General features: G+C 34.6%; 12 protein-coding genes. 8 read left to right on the plus strand and 4 right to left on the minus strand.

Annotation, left to right across the window (positions count from 1 at the left end; genetic code table 11):
* Nucleotides 1–361: 361 nt before the first annotated feature.
* A complete protein-coding gene (locus K412_RS22765; RefSeq protein WP_024833494.1) occupies nucleotides 362–553 on the minus strand; it encodes a hypothetical protein in 192 nt (63 codons plus the stop codon).
* Between the two features lie 139 nt (nucleotides 554–692).
* Here K412_RS22765 and K412_RS0112860 point away from each other — a divergent pair, with 139 nt between their 5' ends.
* A complete protein-coding gene (locus K412_RS0112860) occupies nucleotides 693–971 on the plus strand; it encodes a hypothetical protein (RefSeq protein WP_024833495.1) in 279 nt (92 codons plus the stop codon).
* A gap of 4 nt (nucleotides 972–975) precedes the next feature.
* On the opposite strand, the gene K412_RS0112865 is transcribed toward K412_RS0112860, so the two are convergent.
* Nucleotides 976–1,416: a DUF4231 domain-containing protein gene (locus K412_RS0112865; protein WP_024833496.1), complete on the minus strand. Its 441-nt coding sequence runs from the start codon at nucleotides 1,414–1,416 to the stop codon at nucleotides 976–978.
* A gap of 9 nt (nucleotides 1,417–1,425) precedes the next feature.
* Nucleotides 1,426–1,836: a toll/interleukin-1 receptor domain-containing protein gene (locus tag K412_RS0112870; protein WP_024833497.1), complete on the minus strand. Its 411-nt coding sequence runs from the start codon at nucleotides 1,834–1,836 to the stop codon at nucleotides 1,426–1,428.
* A 179-nt stretch (nucleotides 1,837–2,015) separates the two neighbouring features.
* Here K412_RS0112870 and K412_RS0112875 point away from each other — a divergent pair, with 179 nt between their 5' ends.
* Both K412_RS0112875 and K412_RS0112880 read left to right on the plus strand, forming a co-directional pair.
* Nucleotides 2,016–4,712 (plus strand): hypothetical protein, encoded by a 2,697-nt coding sequence (locus K412_RS0112875; protein ID WP_024833498.1) that lies wholly within the window; start codon nucleotides 2,016–2,018, stop codon nucleotides 4,710–4,712.
* Nucleotides 4,713–4,721: 9 nt separating this feature from the next.
* The gene (locus K412_RS0112880) at nucleotides 4,722–6,851 is read left to right on the plus strand and encodes a GLUG motif-containing protein (RefSeq protein WP_024833499.1); all 2,130 of its coding nucleotides are present in this window, start codon (nucleotides 4,722–4,724) and stop codon (nucleotides 6,849–6,851) included.
* A gap of 88 nt (nucleotides 6,852–6,939) precedes the next feature.
* Here the strand turns inward: K412_RS0112880 and K412_RS0112885 are convergent, their stop codons facing one another.
* The gene (locus K412_RS0112885) at nucleotides 6,940–8,559 is read right to left on the minus strand and encodes a cellulase family glycosylhydrolase (protein WP_024833500.1); all 1,620 of its coding nucleotides are present in this window, start codon (nucleotides 8,557–8,559) and stop codon (nucleotides 6,940–6,942) included.
* Nucleotides 8,560–8,900: 341 nt separating this feature from the next.
* On the opposite strand from K412_RS0112885, the gene K412_RS0112890 reads away from it, so the two are divergent.
* The 5 genes from K412_RS0112890 to K412_RS0112910 all read left to right on the plus strand — a co-directional run bounded on the left by K412_RS0112890 (nucleotide 8,901) and on the right by K412_RS0112910 (nucleotide 17,821).
* The gene (locus tag K412_RS0112890) at nucleotides 8,901–10,007 is read left to right on the plus strand and encodes a hypothetical protein (RefSeq protein WP_024833501.1); all 1,107 of its coding nucleotides are present in this window, start codon (nucleotides 8,901–8,903) and stop codon (nucleotides 10,005–10,007) included.
* Nucleotides 10,008–10,106: 99 nt separating this feature from the next.
* Nucleotides 10,107–12,908, plus strand: coding sequence for a stalk domain-containing protein (locus K412_RS0112895; protein WP_024833502.1), 2,802 nt, complete (start codon nucleotides 10,107–10,109; stop codon nucleotides 12,906–12,908).
* A gap of 28 nt (nucleotides 12,909–12,936) precedes the next feature.
* On the plus strand, nucleotides 12,937–14,316 hold the full coding sequence (locus K412_RS0112900) for a stalk domain-containing protein (protein ID WP_024833503.1): 1,380 nt from the start codon (nucleotides 12,937–12,939) through the stop codon (nucleotides 14,314–14,316).
* A 240-nt stretch (nucleotides 14,317–14,556) separates the two neighbouring features.
* Nucleotides 14,557–16,509, plus strand: a complete 1,953-nt coding sequence (locus K412_RS0112905) for a cyclic peptide export ABC transporter (protein ID WP_024833504.1) — start codon at nucleotides 14,557–14,559, stop codon at nucleotides 16,507–16,509.
* A 13-nt stretch (nucleotides 16,510–16,522) separates the two neighbouring features.
* Nucleotides 16,523–17,821, plus strand: coding sequence for a C45 family autoproteolytic acyltransferase/hydrolase (locus K412_RS0112910; RefSeq protein ID WP_024833505.1), 1,299 nt, complete (start codon nucleotides 16,523–16,525; stop codon nucleotides 17,819–17,821).
* The last annotated feature ends 1 nt before the right edge of the window (nucleotide 17,822 follow it).

Raw genomic sequence — 17,822 nt, forward strand, 5'->3', positions numbered from 1 at the left:
TATTTTTATTTGAAGTTTACTACATAATACTTCCCTTGTCCATGAAATCCATTCATACTTTAAATATATCCCCGTAGCTTTTGCTATGGCTTGTAGGAGTTGCCTGAATAACATATACAATGTTTTGTCCCAGTGTTATATAGCCCATACCTACCATTTGGAGAGCAGCAGGTATTTTATCTATTTGCTTGTCTCTGCCTTTAAAAAATACTACCGCTTCATCTACAGTAAGGGACAGGATATCTCTGATATTTTTGCCATCTTTAGTAACTTCAAGTGCCCCTTATCACAAAATTATCCTCTGAAAATCCTTCATTGTCATCGCCTTCATCCCCAACAAATTTGCCCTTTAGCAAAATCTTTAATTTGGGAACCAAGGTATCTGAATAAGACTTGATTTTCCGCTGCCGGATACTCCTGTTATAACAGTCAGTTTGATTTTGGGAATTCTTACATCAATGCTTTTAAGATTATGTATTCTTGCATTTTTGATTTCAATAAAATTGCTAATTTTATTCACCCCAGCAATAAAAATATATGATAATTTTACCACAAATATAAATCAAATAATATTTTGTAATATTAATCAAGTATAGCATTTTATAATTTTTTACATATTATGTATTGAGGAATGTGGTGAATTGAATAAAAAATACCGTAATGAGCGATAATATGCATGAGGTGAATCTATTTTGGCAAAATATATTAAAAACCCAATACCAATTGAAGCAATTGAATACAGATTAGGGCTGGAAGACGGTTTTGACGATATTCAAACAGCTATTAATGCAGGATTGGATACAGAAAATTATGTAAATCCTAATGAGCGTAACGAAATTCCGTTTATAATTACTTTGGAAGGTAAGCATTACATCAGCAAAGGAGACTATATTATAACAGGAGTAGACGGAGAGAGATATCCATGTAAAAGGGAAATCTTTTTAAAAACCTATACAATATTAAATGTTTGATACATCAGTTTCTAGAGGGCTTTTTTATGCTAAGTTCAGCTGACCTCCACGTACGATTTTCCTTTTCAACGATAGAGTTGACATTTGAAATTAGTAATTCATGTTTGTTTGACTTGTTATAAGGAGCTGATTCAGTTAAATAGAGGCGCTTGTGATATTCTAAAATTTCAGCTGTTGTCCGGTATTCAACCCACTTTTTATGGAAACTGAAACTTGTCTTACAAGCAGACAAAATAGTAATAAATGACCCCATAAGGGCAACTATATATTTAGTTTGGAAAAATACGTCATTAAATAAAGCGGTAAAAGGGATAAAAGCTGAAATAACTATGTCCAGTATGACAAAAAGGTTGTACAGCTTTTTGTTGGAGGCTGCCTTTTTATCGTAATAATTAAGGTTTCTGTATAGATAATTTTTAGCGTAAAATCTATTTTTTGCATTCATATTGGTTACCTAATAATTCATAATAAAATTTCTTACTATTTGCACTGTTTTTGAAGGTGATTCTGATAAATGAATACGGTTTCTAATATATTCAGGTATTCGGCTATCCTGATTTACATTAATGCTTTCATCCAATGAAACCGGGCATATCTCTTTTATTCTTTTTAAATTATTTAAATAAATTGCCTGTCTCAGTTCACGCTGTACAAATTGACTATTAAGTGAATTGTTGGTTATAAATAAAATAAACAAGTCAATTTCATATAGTCTTTCTATAATATCATCAATAGGGATGTCCTTTTTGTAAGGAGGTAAAAAATAAAACAGCTTATATTTCTCAGGCAGTGTTCGCAAGGCATTTATTATATACCGTATATATGTTTGGTCGTGACTGCTGCATGATAAAAATACCTTTACCATTTTCATCCCCTCAAATATTGCTTGGTATTAGTACATTGTATGCCTGTACTATTGAAAACATGCTTTCAGCTTTAAATACAGTTTTATACTTCGTTTGAATATAATATCCCAAGGCACCTGATTGACAAATTATATAATCACTGGTAGGATTTTGCTCAGGAGGTGCATTATGAAAAAAAATGAGAATATCTTTAAGCATTATTATTGTTTTTTCAATGTTATTTATGAGCTTCGGAACAGCCATGTGCGAAACAGACAATAGTATTTATAATGTAAATACTATTAGTAGTACAACTGTTCCGAGTGAACAAACACCAGTGGATGAACAAACACCATCGGATGGACAAACACCTGTGGATGAACAAACACCATCGGATGGACAAACACCAGTGGATGAACAAACACCAGTGGATGAACAAACACCATCGGATGGACAAACTCCGGCGGACGAACAAGTTCCCGCAGACAAGTTAAATCTTGATAATCAAATTGAGACTGACCAATCATTATATGACGCTTGGAAAAAGGGATTGTTCATTAAGGAAAATAAAAAAAGTACTAACTTACTTAATCTAATGGGATACAGTAACGGTAAAGTTTATAACGACTATTTAGAATATGCCGTTGCCAATGGAGGAAGTTATAATGGAAGATTTACAATAGGTACAACAGGGGGAGATCCATCAATTTCAACTGATGATAATCAAATGCTCCTATACAATCACCCAGAACCTCAAACATCATTTTCTACGATAAGAGTTGATGGGAATGATTATGTATATAATCCCGATATACAAAGTCCTACTGTAGATGCATCACAGCTTAGTAATACATCAGAAGGTAGTTTTAGTAATGTAAGTGTAAAACAGGTTCTTAGGATCGTTAAAAATTCAAGTACAAATCGTGAAGATATTGTTGAGGTTAAGTATATTGTAAAAAATAACGACAGTAATCAGCATGATGTTGGTTTAAGAATTATGATGGATACGAAACTTGGAAGTAATGATAGTGCACCATTCAGAGTACCTGGCATTGGTGCGGTTACAAAAGAACTTGAGCTTACAGGAAATAGTATTCCGCAATACTGGCAGGCTTTTGATGATTTAAACTCTCCTTCAGTAGTAGCACACGGTACTTTGTTAAAATCACAATATTTGAGGCCTGATAAAGTTCAATTTGTTAAATGGAGTGGAATATACAATACACTCTGGGATTACATTCCCAATACCAGTCAAGATATAGGTGATAGTGCTGTAGGTATTTACTGGAATCCAAGAACTTTGGCTCCAAATGGAAGTGCAGAATTTGTTACATATTATGGGTTAAGTGATTTGACACAAGTATCAAATGGTACTTTTGGATTAAATCTAACAGGCGACAGCAATATTGATTTAACAGCAGACGGATATAATCCGAATCCATTCACGGTTACAGCATATGTTCGAAACAACGGCGCTACAAGTATTTCAAATACTAAAGTTAAAATTACATTACCAGCTGGTCTAGTATTATCTAGTGGTCAGCAACAGGAAATAAGTTTAGGTACTTTAACAGCAGGCTTGGAGAAGCAAATATCATGGAAAGTTGAAGTTGTACTTGGCGTTGCTTCAGGAACACTTAATTATAGTGTAACAGTTACTGGAACTAATACAGCATCTGTGACTGCTAGCAGAGCTGTAAATATCGCTTCCTTGCCAAGTATGCAGGGGTCTGGAACAGTAGCTGACCCGTATATAATTTCAACCAGCAATCAACTCGGTGCAATCAGGTATAATTTGTCTGCCCACTACAAACTTGCAAACAATATTAATTTTGCAGGGGAAGAGTGGACACCTATTGGTAGCAATTCAAACCCTTTTACAGGTAGTTTTGACGGGAACGGATATACCATAAGCAATTTGGTTATTAACCAACCAAACTCCGATTACATTGGTTTTTTTGGATATACCAGCAATGCTACTGTTAGGAATGTCAATATCAGTAATGTAAGTATATCAGGAAGAAATTACGTAGGAACAATAATAGGGTATGCGACCGGCGGAACTGGCAGTATTAAGGGATGTAGCGTCACTGGAACAGGTACTGTTACCGGTACAGCCTATATTGGAGGACTTGTGGGAAGTTTCTATGGAAGCATTAGCAATTCCCATTCAACAATTAATGTAAGTAGTACTGGGAGTTTTGCAGGTGGCCTTGTGGGGTACTTATCTTATAATGATTCCATTTTACCTGGAATAACTAGATCTTATTCCACAGGTAACGTCACAAGTACTAGTTCTATTGTTGGAGGAATTGCAGGCTATTGTTCAGGAAATATAACAGAAAGTTATGCTGCGGGAAATGTAAAGGGGACAAGTTATATAGGTGGATTGGTAGGACAAGCTAATCTAACATTTTCATATAGCTCAATAACATATACATGTATTATAAGTAATTCATTCTCACTTGGAAGTGTTACTGGGACCGATGTCAATGCGTATGTAGGAGGCTTACTTGGATATGTATCAGGTGGTACATTAAAGAACTGTTATTGTACAGGAAGAATAATAGCAAATTCAAAAGGAGTATATACCGGAGGAATAATAGGATATATATCATCGGTTACAATGACAGGGTGTTATTATGATGGCGTTGCGTCAGGATACATACCGCAGGATTCATACGATGTGGGAAGACTGACAAGTGCTATGATAAAACAATCAACATATGCAGGATGGGATTTTTCATCTGTATGGGCAATTACATCCGGTGTTTCATATCCGTATTTAAAAGGATTACCAAAACCAGCAGGGGTAAGTACAAACTTACCTTTAGGTGATATGGCAGGAGGAGATGGTACTCCGGAAAATCCATATATTATAGAGAATGCAGCATAGCTTAACAATATGAAGTTTGACATTCAGTCATGCTATGTATTATCTAACGATATAGACCTTAAAAATATAGAATGGACGCCGATTGGTACAAATGGAATACCCTTTACCGGAATTTTTGACGGAAACGGATACACTATAAGTAATTTATATATAAATCAGTCCACGTTAGATTATGTTGGCTTTTTCGGTTATACAAACAATGCTACTATAAAAAATTTACAAATTAAAAATGTCAGTATATCCGGAAGAAATTATGTAGGAGCATTAGCTGGATATGCGGTAGGGACTTCCGGCAGCATAGACGATTGTAGCGTTGGTGGAACAGGTACTGTTAGTGGTACAGGATATATAGGAGGACTTGTAGGAGGCTTCTATGGTAACATCAACGGATGCTGCTCTATGGTAAATGTCGTAAGCACAGGAAACTACTCAGGAGGACTTGTAGGTTACTATACATATAGCACAAACTTTGAATCAAACATTACAAGATCGTATGCTACAGGAGATGTTACAAGTACAGGTTCGGTTGTTGGAGGACTTGTAGGTTACTGCGTTGGAAATATAACAGAAAGTTATGCTACGGGAAATGTAAAGGGGACAAATTATATAGGTGGATTGGTAGGACAAGCCAATCTGAACTTTACATACAACTCAGCAATATATATATGTACTATAAGTAATTCATTTTCACTTGGAAGTGTTACTGGAACCAATACCAATGCGTATGTAGGAGGCTTACTTGGATATGTATCAGGTGGTATATTAAAGAACTGTTATTGTACAGGAAGTATAATAGCAAATTCACAAGGAGTATACACCGGAGGAATAATAGGATATATATCATCGGTGACAATGACAGGGTGCTATTATGATGGCGTTGCGTCAGGATACATACCGCAGGATTCATACGATGTGGGAAAACTGACAAGTGCTATGACAAAACAATCAACATTTACAGGATGGAATTTCTCAGCTATATGGGCAATTACTCCCGGTGTTTCATATCCTTATTTAAAAAACGTAACAAAACCGGCAGAGGTAATTACAAATTTACCTACGGGTGACGTAGCGGGAGGAAATGGAACTCCGTCAAATCCATACATTATAAAGACGGCTGAACAGCTTATCAATATTAAGTATGATTTGCAGTCATCCTATAAGCTAGATAGTAACATAGACCTCACAAATACTGAATGGACAATAGTTGGTAAAAATGGTGCTCCATTCACTGGAAGCTTTGATGGAAACGGATACACTATAAGCAATTTATATATAAATCAGCCTACGTTAGATTATGTTGGCTTTTTCGGTTATACAAACAATGCTAATATAAAAAATTTACAAATTAAAAATGTCAGTATATCCGGAAGAAATTATGTAGGAACATTAGCCGGATATGCAGCAGGGACTTCCGGCAGTATAGACGATTGTAGCGTTGATGGAATAGGTACTGTTAGTGGTACAGGATATATAGGAGGACTTGTAGGAGGCTTCTATGGTAATATCAGCGGATGCAGTTCTATGGTAAATGTCGTAAGCACAGGAAACTATTCAGGAGGACTTGTAGGTCACTGTACATATAGCACAAACTTTGCATCAAACATTACAAGATCGTATGCTACAGGAGATGTTACAAGTACAGGTTCGACAGTTGGAGGACTTGTAGGTTACTGTGTTGGAAATATAACAGAAAGTTATGCTACGGGAAATGTAAAGGGGACAAATTATATAGGTGGATTGGTAGGACAAGCCAATCTGAACTTTACATATAGTTCTAAAAACTATACATGTCAGATTAATGATTGCTACGCTAATGGAAATGTTACGGCAACTAATTCTTCAAACGGATATGCAGGAGGATTAATAGGATATTTGTACTCAGGAATTCTCAAAAATAGTTATTCTGTTGGAAAGGTCACAGGAGTAGGCTCAACAGTGGGTGGTCTACACGGATACGTTAGTTCTACAACAGTTACTAATTGTTATTTTGACAGTAATACTACTGGTTTTACAAGTCCGGCCGCACAGGCAAGGTCAACGACTCAAATGATGCAACAAAGCAATTATTTAAACTGGGATTTCCTGAATATTTGGAGTATAAATGAAGGAAGTTCTTATCCTTCTTTAAGAAATATTTAGTAAAAAGTTATTAGTTTTGTAATTAATTAAAATAAATAAAAAACCAAGTTTGCATAGAAAAATGCAAACTTGGTTTTTTATTCTTATATTACTCCACAGGTAATTGAGTTACCTGGCCTAATATATACCTTTTCAAAATCAGCATATCTAAAGCATCTATTGAGTTGTCCTTGTTCAGGTCAGCTGCTTGTGTGTCAATATTCTGATTTATACCCAAAATATATGACTTCAATGCAATACCATCAAGAGCATCAATTTCACCGTCTTTATTAACATCGCCATATTTTATGGTTGGCTGATCATCAGGACTGCCAATGGATACGCCATTTTTTCCAAGAGGAATTTTGTGATCCAGACCGATAAACTTACCTTCACTGTTTTTCCACAGTACTGGATATAAATAATTATCATACTTATTATCATTCCACTTCAGGTCTCTTCCACCAGGGAAAGGAGTTCCTTCGTCACGGGTGAAAAGTCCGCCTGTATCTGCTGAGTCAATATTTATACACCAGAAAGTATGGTGGAGTTTGTACTTGTTTTCTAAAATATAATCCCTCATACTTCTGAGATATTTTTTATTTGCGTCCAGAAGCTTGTCTGCTCCTTCAGTGAGGCCCCCCCATTCACCTATAAGCAGAGGCCCTATTCCGTCTTCAATAATATAAGCCCAATTGTCTCTCCAGCACTGTTCATATAGTATTTTCTTTGCTGTAGCATCATCACAAGTTGGGAAATCTCCTTTAAACCACTCCTGCTCGAAAACCATAGGACCGTAGTCATGAGGTGAATATACAAGCTGCTTTTGATAAGGACCTAAATCAATAGGATGATCTTTTACACCTCTGAGGTTACCGCCCCACCAGTTACCGTAGTAATCATTAGTACCGGTCCATGGACTTGTATCAAAGGATTCATCATCCCATAAACCATCTTTAGGGTACATTTCAACGCCTTCAACAAAAATTAACGCATTAGGATGAACCTTCAGTATAGCAAGAGCTGTCTCTTGAGCCACTCTTTTCCAGTTGTTTTCATGTTCAGAGTCATCCCAGATAGCACTTTGAGATTTTATTTTCAAAGTACCGGTATTTGTGTGAGGTTCATTTTTTAAATCAAATCCAATAATAGTGTCATCGTTTTTGAAGTGGTCAGCTACCCAAACCCATGCTGCTTTGAAGACATCCTCTGTTATGGCGCCTTTATACCATAACGGGTAGTTATGTCCCATATTGTCAGTCTCGGCACTGTGTACGTCAAGAATAACCTTGATACCAACTCTTTTGAAGTTTTCCAGCATAAAATTAAACAATTCCCAACTGTTTAATCCTTCCAAATCGGCATTATTGTAGCTTGTATCCGTAGAAGCAGGGTATTCACCTTTACTCCATGCATATAGCAAATCTGTTGCAATTGGCATTCTGACAACGTTAATTCCTTTGTCCGCAACTATTTCGATATCAGCCACAATATTGCTGTGATACGAATCCAAAAGCATTCTTTCACGACAATTGAAACCAAACCAGTTGGCACCTGTAATCCATACTTTATTGCCGTATTTGTCTACAATATTTGTACCTTCAACATGCAGCCAATCATCACCAGGGTCTGCCACATTGGATTCTGCTGCTGAAACCTTTGAAACTGATGGTGTTAATAATGTCAAAAACATTATTAACACAAGAAATACACTAATTGTTTTTTTCATACTTTTTCCTCCCAAATAAAATAAAAATACTGATACATTTCTCTTTTAGAGATTAAATATTTTAGGGAATGAAAGTTGTGAATTGGAATATATAAATGAGAAAAGTACTTACAAGAACCTTTAATTTTACTTTAAATCCACCTATCACCTCCATGGACAAAACTAAAAGTCATACAAATAATACCATATAATCAATGTATATACAACAAAATATCCTTTTTTGTCATTTGTCGCTAAAAGTGTATGTAATTTGATTACAATATTAGATATTATATGGTAAAATATTAATAAATGTATTAAACTTAAAAAGTTCCCAATAGAAAAACCTATAGGAGTATAGTATGGAAGATATTTATTTTAATCTTAAAAACATACTGGGTATTTTGTTTAAAATAACAAAAAAAAATGCCAATATACTAGCAGATAGATATTTACTTAAAGAAGTTTCCATAATATCTAAATGGAAAAATAACAAAGCAGATATTAAATCAGAAGATATATCCAAAATTGTAGAGTTTGCAGTAAAAGAGTCCAGTGAAGTACAGCGTAAAATGATTAGAAAAGAAATTCAAACGATAATTAACTACTCTTCAATTTCAGAAGAAATAAAAGAAATGCTTATTGAAATAAAAGATTTTGGTGAATTTATCGAAGAATCTCTAAATGTATGTACTACATGGTCCTATGACGTACCTGATGTAAACACAAATGACGGATTCACAGAAAAGCTCATAAGTAGTGATAAATATAATTTGGATATTGAAAAGGGAATAGAGGGGGGCTATAAAGGAATTGTAAAGTTTGACCTTGAGATTTCAAAAAATAAAAGTAATGAGGAAAAAACAGGAAGTAAAAAAAATTCTGTGCTAAAAAACAGTAAAATCAATTTGATACCCAAAAGTAGAGTAGGGGGTGCAAAAAAGTTCATAGAAGCGAGAAGTGTTTTAACCGTAATTATTGTTGTTGCTATTTTAAGTTATACATTTATTCAGGCAGGTAGGAACAATCAAAATGTAGCATCCGACATAACCAATACTCAATCCTCACAATCTGCTTATCATACAATTGACACTGCAAAAGCAACTCAGAGGAATACTTCTGCAAATTCAGAAAAAACAGAGCATGCAAAGAACACAAATGAAAAGAAAACAAGTGAAGTTTCGGAAAACGACCAAAAGAAGCAGAAAAAAAGTCCTGCTAATGTGGATAAATCAAAAGAAAAAACTATAAACAAGCCATCAACAAATAATAATATACATACTCAAACTGAACAGAAAAATAACGATATAAATATAAATATATCAGGAAGCTCTGATTTAAACATAGGTGTAGGTAACAACATAATAATTAATAACAACAAAAGTGATAGTGAAAATTCAGAACCTTCTCCCTCAAAATCGATGACAGAGGCTTCTCCATCTGAAGCTACTGATACAAGTAAAAAATAATTTATAATTCATAATTGAAGCAGCATAATTTATACCTCCAGGACAGTAAAACATGTAAAAAAGTATGGGAAAGAAAGAATAAATGCCGGAGGAATGATAATGAAAAAATTATTAGGAATACTGACTTTTGCGCTAATTATAATAGCGCAGATAACTTCTATAGGGGCAAATTCGGATAGTATTAAAATCAGAATTGACAATGAACCCATAGAATTTGCAATGCCTCTTCAACTTGTAAATAAGCAGTTATTTGTACCTTTTAGAGAAACAATGACCTTATTTGGTTATGATGTTAGTTGGGATAAAGATACAAAAACAGCTAAGGCTGTAAAGAATCGCAAGTTACTTTCTACTAAGATAGGCAGCAGGGAAATAACAGTAGATGGCAAGAAAATTACTTTCGCTGTAGCTTCATATGTGTATAAACAAAGGTTATATGTACCAGTACAGATAATTGAAAGGGGACTAAACAAAATTGTTAAATGGGAAAGTAAGGAAAATACCTTATACATATCTGGCTCCCAAAATAATATCAATATAGATATTGAAAATTCTAACGAATGTGTAATCGCTGTAGGAAATAATATTCTGGTAAACATAACAAACAAATATGGAGTTAGCGAAATTAACGATATGATAGATGATGCTGATAAGCTTCTGGATAACAATAACTTTACCGGTGCTATAAGCATCTATGAAACAGTTCTTGAGAATATTTCAAGCTCAAAAAATCCTGAGGAATACGGAAGAACCAAGGTGAATATTGGTAATGCTTACAATAAGCTTGCGGCTATTGTTAACGAGGAGGACAACGCAGAAAAAGCAATTATGGCATATGAGGCAGCTCTAAAAGTCAGTACTCCTGAAAAAAACACTGATGTATATGCTGCTGCCCAAAATGGATTAGCATATTCATACGTTATTCTGGCACAGATAAGAGATACTGAAAAAAACATATCAAAAGCTCTGGATTCATATGCAAATGCCTTGAAAGTTTACAGTAAGGATTCATATCCAAGAGAATATGCTCAAATACAAAACAATCTTGCTTCTGCTTATTTAATTCTGGCTGGTTCTAAAAACTATCAAAAAAACTTTGAAACTGCTATAGAGTATTGCAATGAGGCCTTAAAATACTTTACTCTTCAGGAGAACATTCAGACATATATTAAATTACATAATACATTAGGATTAATATATACGGAACTAGGAATGTTATCAGATTCGGATAAAAACATATCTAAGGCATTTGAGGAATTCAACGAGGTTTTGAGACTATGCAGTGTAAATACATATCCCAATGAATATGGATATGCACAATACAATATTGGCCAGTGCTATGTTAAGTTGTCTGATATTAGAGATCGTGAAGAAAACAGTCTAAAGGCCATTAAAGCATACAATGAAGCATTGAAGGTTATTACCCCGGAAAAGAATGCTGTTAACTTTGCTATAACCAATATGTCCCTCAGTTATGCTTATATCAAGCTTTCAGAGGTGAGGAATTCAGGGGAAAATCTTACAAAGGCAGCAGCAGCCTGCAATGAGAGCCTGAAGATTCTTACAATAGGAAGATATCCTTTGAATTATGCCAATGCACAGTGTAGGCTTGGAACAGTCTATTACCAACTTTCAAGTCTTAACTCAAAAAGGGATAATCTCTTAAATTCCATAAGTGCATATAAAGAGGCCCTGAAAGTATATTCTTATAGCAAGTATCCCTTTGATTACTCAATAAATACTTATTATTTGGGAACATGCTACAAAAGCCTCGGTGATATTAGCGATAAGGAGGCAAATACTTTAAAGGCTATTGAAATGTATAATGAGGCACTAAATATAATTACATTTGAGGATTATCCCATATATTATGCAAACATAAAGAATAGCTTAGGAAACGCTTATAGAGCTTTGTACTCAATGACTTTTCAGATGGATAACTTATATAAATCTATAGAAGCATACAATGATGCTCTTATGGGGAATACATTGGAAAAGCAGCCTTTAAGTTACGCTTTAATACAGTGCAATCTGGCATATACTTATATGAATTTAGGAGATGTGTTGGATGATGAAGAAATTATAAACAAATCAATTAATGCTTCTAAAGAAGCTTTAAAAGTTTACACATATGAAGATTATCCCATAAGATATGCAGATACAGTAATAAATATGGGCTCAGCATATTGGTCAATGTCTGAGATTAGAGATACGGTAGAAAATCTGGCAAAAACCCTTGACTGCTACGAGGAATCTTTGAAAGTCTACACCTTGGATAAATACCCATTGGATTATGCATTTTCACAATATTGTATAGGATATTTATGTACTGCAATTGCCGATGCAAACCCCTCCGAGGAAATAGTCGACAAAGGTCTTGAGGCATGTAAGGAGGCATTAAAAGTGTATACTTTGGAGGACTATTCAGGCTATTATATGGAGGTCATAGCAAATGAGGCTGCATTATACGTTAGGTTAGCGCAACTAAAGGGCTCAGAAGATATAATAAAGAATTCACAAGAAATTTATAAGGAACTGGAAGGTTACTGCACTGATGAACATGGTACTGTTTTTGATCCGGGAATTAATACGGAAATAGGATATATGTATTATGTTTTATCAACGCTTAAGAATAGGGAAGAAAACTTATTAAATGCAATAGAAGCTTATCAGAGGGCTGAAAACTTGGTACCGGAAGAAGATAATCCTGCAATGTATGCAAAAATCCAAAAACAGCTTGGTATTTGCTTTTTTGAAATATCGGAAACCAGAGATAAACAGGAAAATCTGAAAAAGGCGCTGAAACATTTTAATTCAGCTATAAAATATATAAAAAATGATGCTGAATTGGATGAAATAAAAGTATACATAACACAGATTAATAAAGATTTAATCAAATAAAAGTAGAGTTAAAAGGGGGAATGTTACTGTGAAGGCAAAACTGCTTATAATAATTGCTTTTCTTATGATTATGTGGACAGGCACTGTAATGATATACGCTGAAAATATAAAAACAGTACAAACTCCCTCTTTTGACTTTGAAACACAGCCGATAATAATAGAAAAAGAACCATATATACCAATAAAACCCGTACTTGAAGCACTTGGATGGAAAATCACATGGGATTCAAAGAGTAAGTCTGTGCGGGCGATTAAAGGAGAAAATACACTTGTAATAAAAATAGGCAGTAAAATTGCTACACTTAACGGAACTGCTATTATACAAAACAATCCTCCTGTTGTTATAAAAGGTATATCATATGTAAGCAGTAAATTTATTGCTCAGGAATTTGGAGCAAAAGTAAGATGGGATAGGAAGGATAACCTGATAGTACTTTCAAACGAAGACACTGGGAATATAAATGTCAGCGGTCAGGGAAACATTATAATTGTCGGAGACGGTATAATTGTAAATATATTTGAGCCATATGGAATAGAAACCGTATATGACCAGATAGATGATGCTGACATGCTTTTATGTGCAAAAAAGCCCTTGGAGGCTATTGGAAAGTATAAAAACATTTTAGAAAACATATCAGAAAAAGAAAATCCGGAAATATATTCACATGTTACAAATAATATGGGAAATGCATATAATATTCTTTCCGGAATCAAGGATGCAGAAAATAACAATCGAAATGCTATAGCTGCTTACAAAAATGCACTTAGAATTTATTCATCTGATAAACACAGTAATAACTATTTAATTATCTTGAATAATCTTGCAAATGCTTATTTCAATTCATGGGAGACAACGGGAAAAAAAGCTGATTTGATGGCTGCTTCGGATATCTATGCCGAAATTCAAAAATCAGGTTGTTTGGACGCCACTGGTCTAGAGAGTGCTTTAACAGATTATAATATCGGCATGGTTTATTATTCCCTTGGAAAAAATCAGTTGGCTGTTGAAAGCTTTATTAAAGCACAGGATAAATACCTTGTACTCCTAAAAGAAGTTAACAAAGAGAAGAATGAAGAAATGTGGGCGTTACTGCAATATAATCTGGGCAATGTCTGCAAATCTTTAGCATTGATTGAAGACAAAAAAATTAATGCAATAAACGCTGAAGCTGCTTATGAAAAAGCACTTACTGTAATGACTGTAGAGAGCTATCCGCTGGAATACGCTCAAATACATAAATTTCTTGGTGATATTTACAAAGTATTGTCAACCTTGGTCAACAATAAACGTGAATATGTCCTTAGAGCAATTGAGGAATACACGGAATGTCTGAAAATTTACACTTCTGACAAATACCCTGTTTGCAATAAACAGGTAAATATGGAACTAAAAGACATCATTCAATAATCTTTCATAAATTCTTCATAAATCCTTCTTTAATAATTCCATAAAAAACTAACCCACTGCTTATATAATAACATATGTATTCATATTGTGTTCCACCAAACCAATAAACTCTTATAATCAGCACCAAACCAATTAACACCACACCTATTTTAAACATATCGGAGGGAACATAAATAATAGAGGATATAATGGCACTTTAAGGGTATGAGTGCGTTATTACATCGGGGGGTGTAGGAGTTAATGATAAGTGACGGCATGTTTTTGGCAATTCTATGTATTTCAGCCGTTGTGTCTTTAATAACCATATTCTACATTGTTATTTCGACAAATGAAATTGTATGTAGACAAAGGTATTTTAAGGGCGGAGGATTTAAAGGACTGATTAATTTTGTACTGTCTCTTGCATTTATGGGGAGTATAGGATATTGCCTTTACAATGTACCGGAAATACTTTTTTTTGGGTCATCATGGAACAGTCTGGAGAAGATAGGGCCTGATAATGTTGAAAAAGTTATAATTTGTTTAAGCTTTGTAATTTCTATTCTGTATATATACTTTGTACTGACATCATTTTTTTATAAACCAAATGACAAACCTTACTTTATGGTAATAACCCTAAGTATAATCAGCGGCATAGGAAATTCCATAGTAGTTTTTATAATAAATAGAGCACTTGGAATACTTGCTGGAGACGTAGAAAAATGGGCTTTAATAGAAAGTAGACTATACATATTTTTTATATGCGGAATTCTACTTTTTACAGTAGCAGCCATGATTGTACGAAAAAAATTGATATCTGTTACCAATAATATAATATTCGAAAAGCGTATTCAGATAATAGACAAGATATTAAAAGCGCCTTACAATAAATTTTCATCTCTTGAAGACGGCAGTGTTTATGCAGCACTAAATAATGACACTGAAACAATCGGCAATTTTGTAGGACATCTGGTTGCGGGGATAACAGGGGTTATTACACTGATTACCTGTTTCATATACCTTGCAATTCTTGATAAAAAAGGAACTCTGTTCTTCCTCATTGTTTTAATTGTTACAATATGCGTATTTCAACTGGCTGTATCCGGTGCTCAAAAATTCTTTGAACAAAACAGAAGTATTCAGAACACTTTCTTTAAAAACATAAATGACCTTGTGGAAGGCTTTAAGGAGCTTTATATCAATGCAAAAAAACGTATGGGTTTCAGACGTGATATAGAGGTAAGCTGTGAGGCTTACCGAGACTCTAGAATAGCAGGGGACTTTAAATTTACAAATGTCACCATACTGGGAGAAATTCTTTATACAGGAGTAATTGGAGTTATTGTATTTTCATTTCCAATACTTTTTGACATACAAATTGCAACTCTGCAAAATTTTATACTTGTCCTTTTATATATGGGAGGAATAATAAATGAAGCACTTTTTGCCATTGTTCCTACATGTATGAGAGTGGTAGTAAGCTGGAAGAGAATAAACAGTTTTGCCGACAGCCTTTCAGCAGATGAGGATTACACGGATTCTGAAATTGAAACCAACCAAGAAAATCTCACAATTGAATTTAAGGGTGTGAAGTTCACATATAAAAACGAAAGCGGTGAATCATTTTCAGTAGGCCCTATAGATTATACTTTTAAATTCGGAGAAATAGTTTTTATTATGGGGGGCAATGGCAGCGGAAAGTCCACCTTTGCAAAACTCTTAACAGGTTTGTACATGCCTGATGAAGGACAGGTATTAGTCAACGGGGAGCCAGTAAATTCAAGAGAACTGGGAGCCTATTTTTCATCAGTATACAGCGATTATCACCTTTTTGAAAAGTTGTATGGAATTGAATACAAGAACAAGCTTGGTGATATAGAAAGATATCTTAAAATTCTTGGAATAGACAGTAAGGTTGAGATAAAGGACGGAGAATTTAGTACACTTAAGCTGTCTTCAGGACAAAGAAAAAGACTTGCCCTATTGGTAAGCTATCTTGAGGATCGCCCAGCATATCTTTTTGATGAATGGGCTTCCGACCAGGACCCTGAATTCAGAAAGTTTTTTTACAAAACACTTCTCCCGGAGCTCAAAGCAAGAGGAAAAGCAGTAATAGCAATAACCCATGATGATAGATATTTTGATGAGGCGGATAAGATAATCAAAATGGACATGGGAAAGTTAGTAAGCAGTACTATGTCGGTAAACGTGTAATGGGGGAGTCGGAATGAAAAAGTTAATTGCAGGGTTATTAATTATATTATTAGTTTTTCAGACTGCATGCTCACAGGAAATATCAGTCACAAAAGGTGCATCCTTTTATAAGGGAAACGGTGTCACCATAACAGATAAAGGAAATTATTTCGATGTATCACTTGATTTTACAAAAGGATTAAGTCGCAAAGAAATAGGAAGAGAATTTGCCAGAGGAATACTCTCGGTTGTACCTGATTATGAAGCTTTAGTAGATTCATACATAGCCGAAAACCTTTTTAATAGTGAATATAGAGAAGCTTTTTGGAGAGTTGATGATTTAAAAACACAGATTGATAAAGAATACAGAGAAGAAATTGAAGGTATGTCGGAAGTGTTTTCCGGCGGTGACGAAAATGTCAGGGGAGACAATAAAATATCAAAAGACGAGTTTTATATGTTCAATTTATTCCTTGATGTTATCAGGTCTACACAGTGCAGTTTTGTATCAGTATTTGGCTCAAAGAGTACAACGGGTAAAACCATTACCGGAAGAATTCTTGATTGGTATGGAGGAAACAAGAACCAACTACCAAGAATTCAGGCGGTTATTACAATGAAAAATGCAAAAGGAAGTATATGCTCCATTGGGTATATGGGATTTATGGGTATAATAACCGGATTTAATGACAAAAAGATATTTGCTGCGGTTCAAGAATCAACATCAGGAGCAGCATACTCGTCGGCAGGGAAAAGGTCTTATCCATTAGATTTAAGATATGCATTGGAAAACACCGACAAGATGGAAAAAACCATTGATTTTATGAAGGACGAAAGTAAACAGTATGCGGTAAATCACTTGATTGTATTTTCTGACTCTGATGAGAGTAAAGTTCTTGAGAACAATTTCAGTGGAAGAGGTACAGGGACAGAACGAGTCAGGCGAGCCGTAAGAACTGATGAATCGAGACTTAATAAAGGTGTTGAATGGGGAATAAAAGACGCAGTTGCTTCTGTAAATTCATTTATTCTGGAGGGCAGCACAGACAACCATACCCGAAATAAGTTTAACACAAGAAGATGGAAATACATAAAAGAACAGTTGTCAGGAGGGCAATCAAAGTTTACTCCTGAGGATATCAAAAAAATTATGACATATACCAAAGGTTCACCAAGAGCTTTATTGGATACAAGGTATTTGTATACTAAAGCTACATTGAGTATGACTGTTTTTCAACCGGATACTTTTTCATTGGAAGTATATTTCTTTCCGAGAAATACGTTGGAAATGCCTGATAAACCTGTTTTTGAGAAAATATCAGTGTTTCAGTAAT

It is taken from the genome of Ruminiclostridium josui JCM 17888 (genome assembly GCF_000526495.1).
In the GTDB taxonomy this organism is placed as follows: domain Bacteria; phylum Bacillota; class Clostridia; order Acetivibrionales; family DSM-1351; genus Ruminiclostridium; species Ruminiclostridium josui.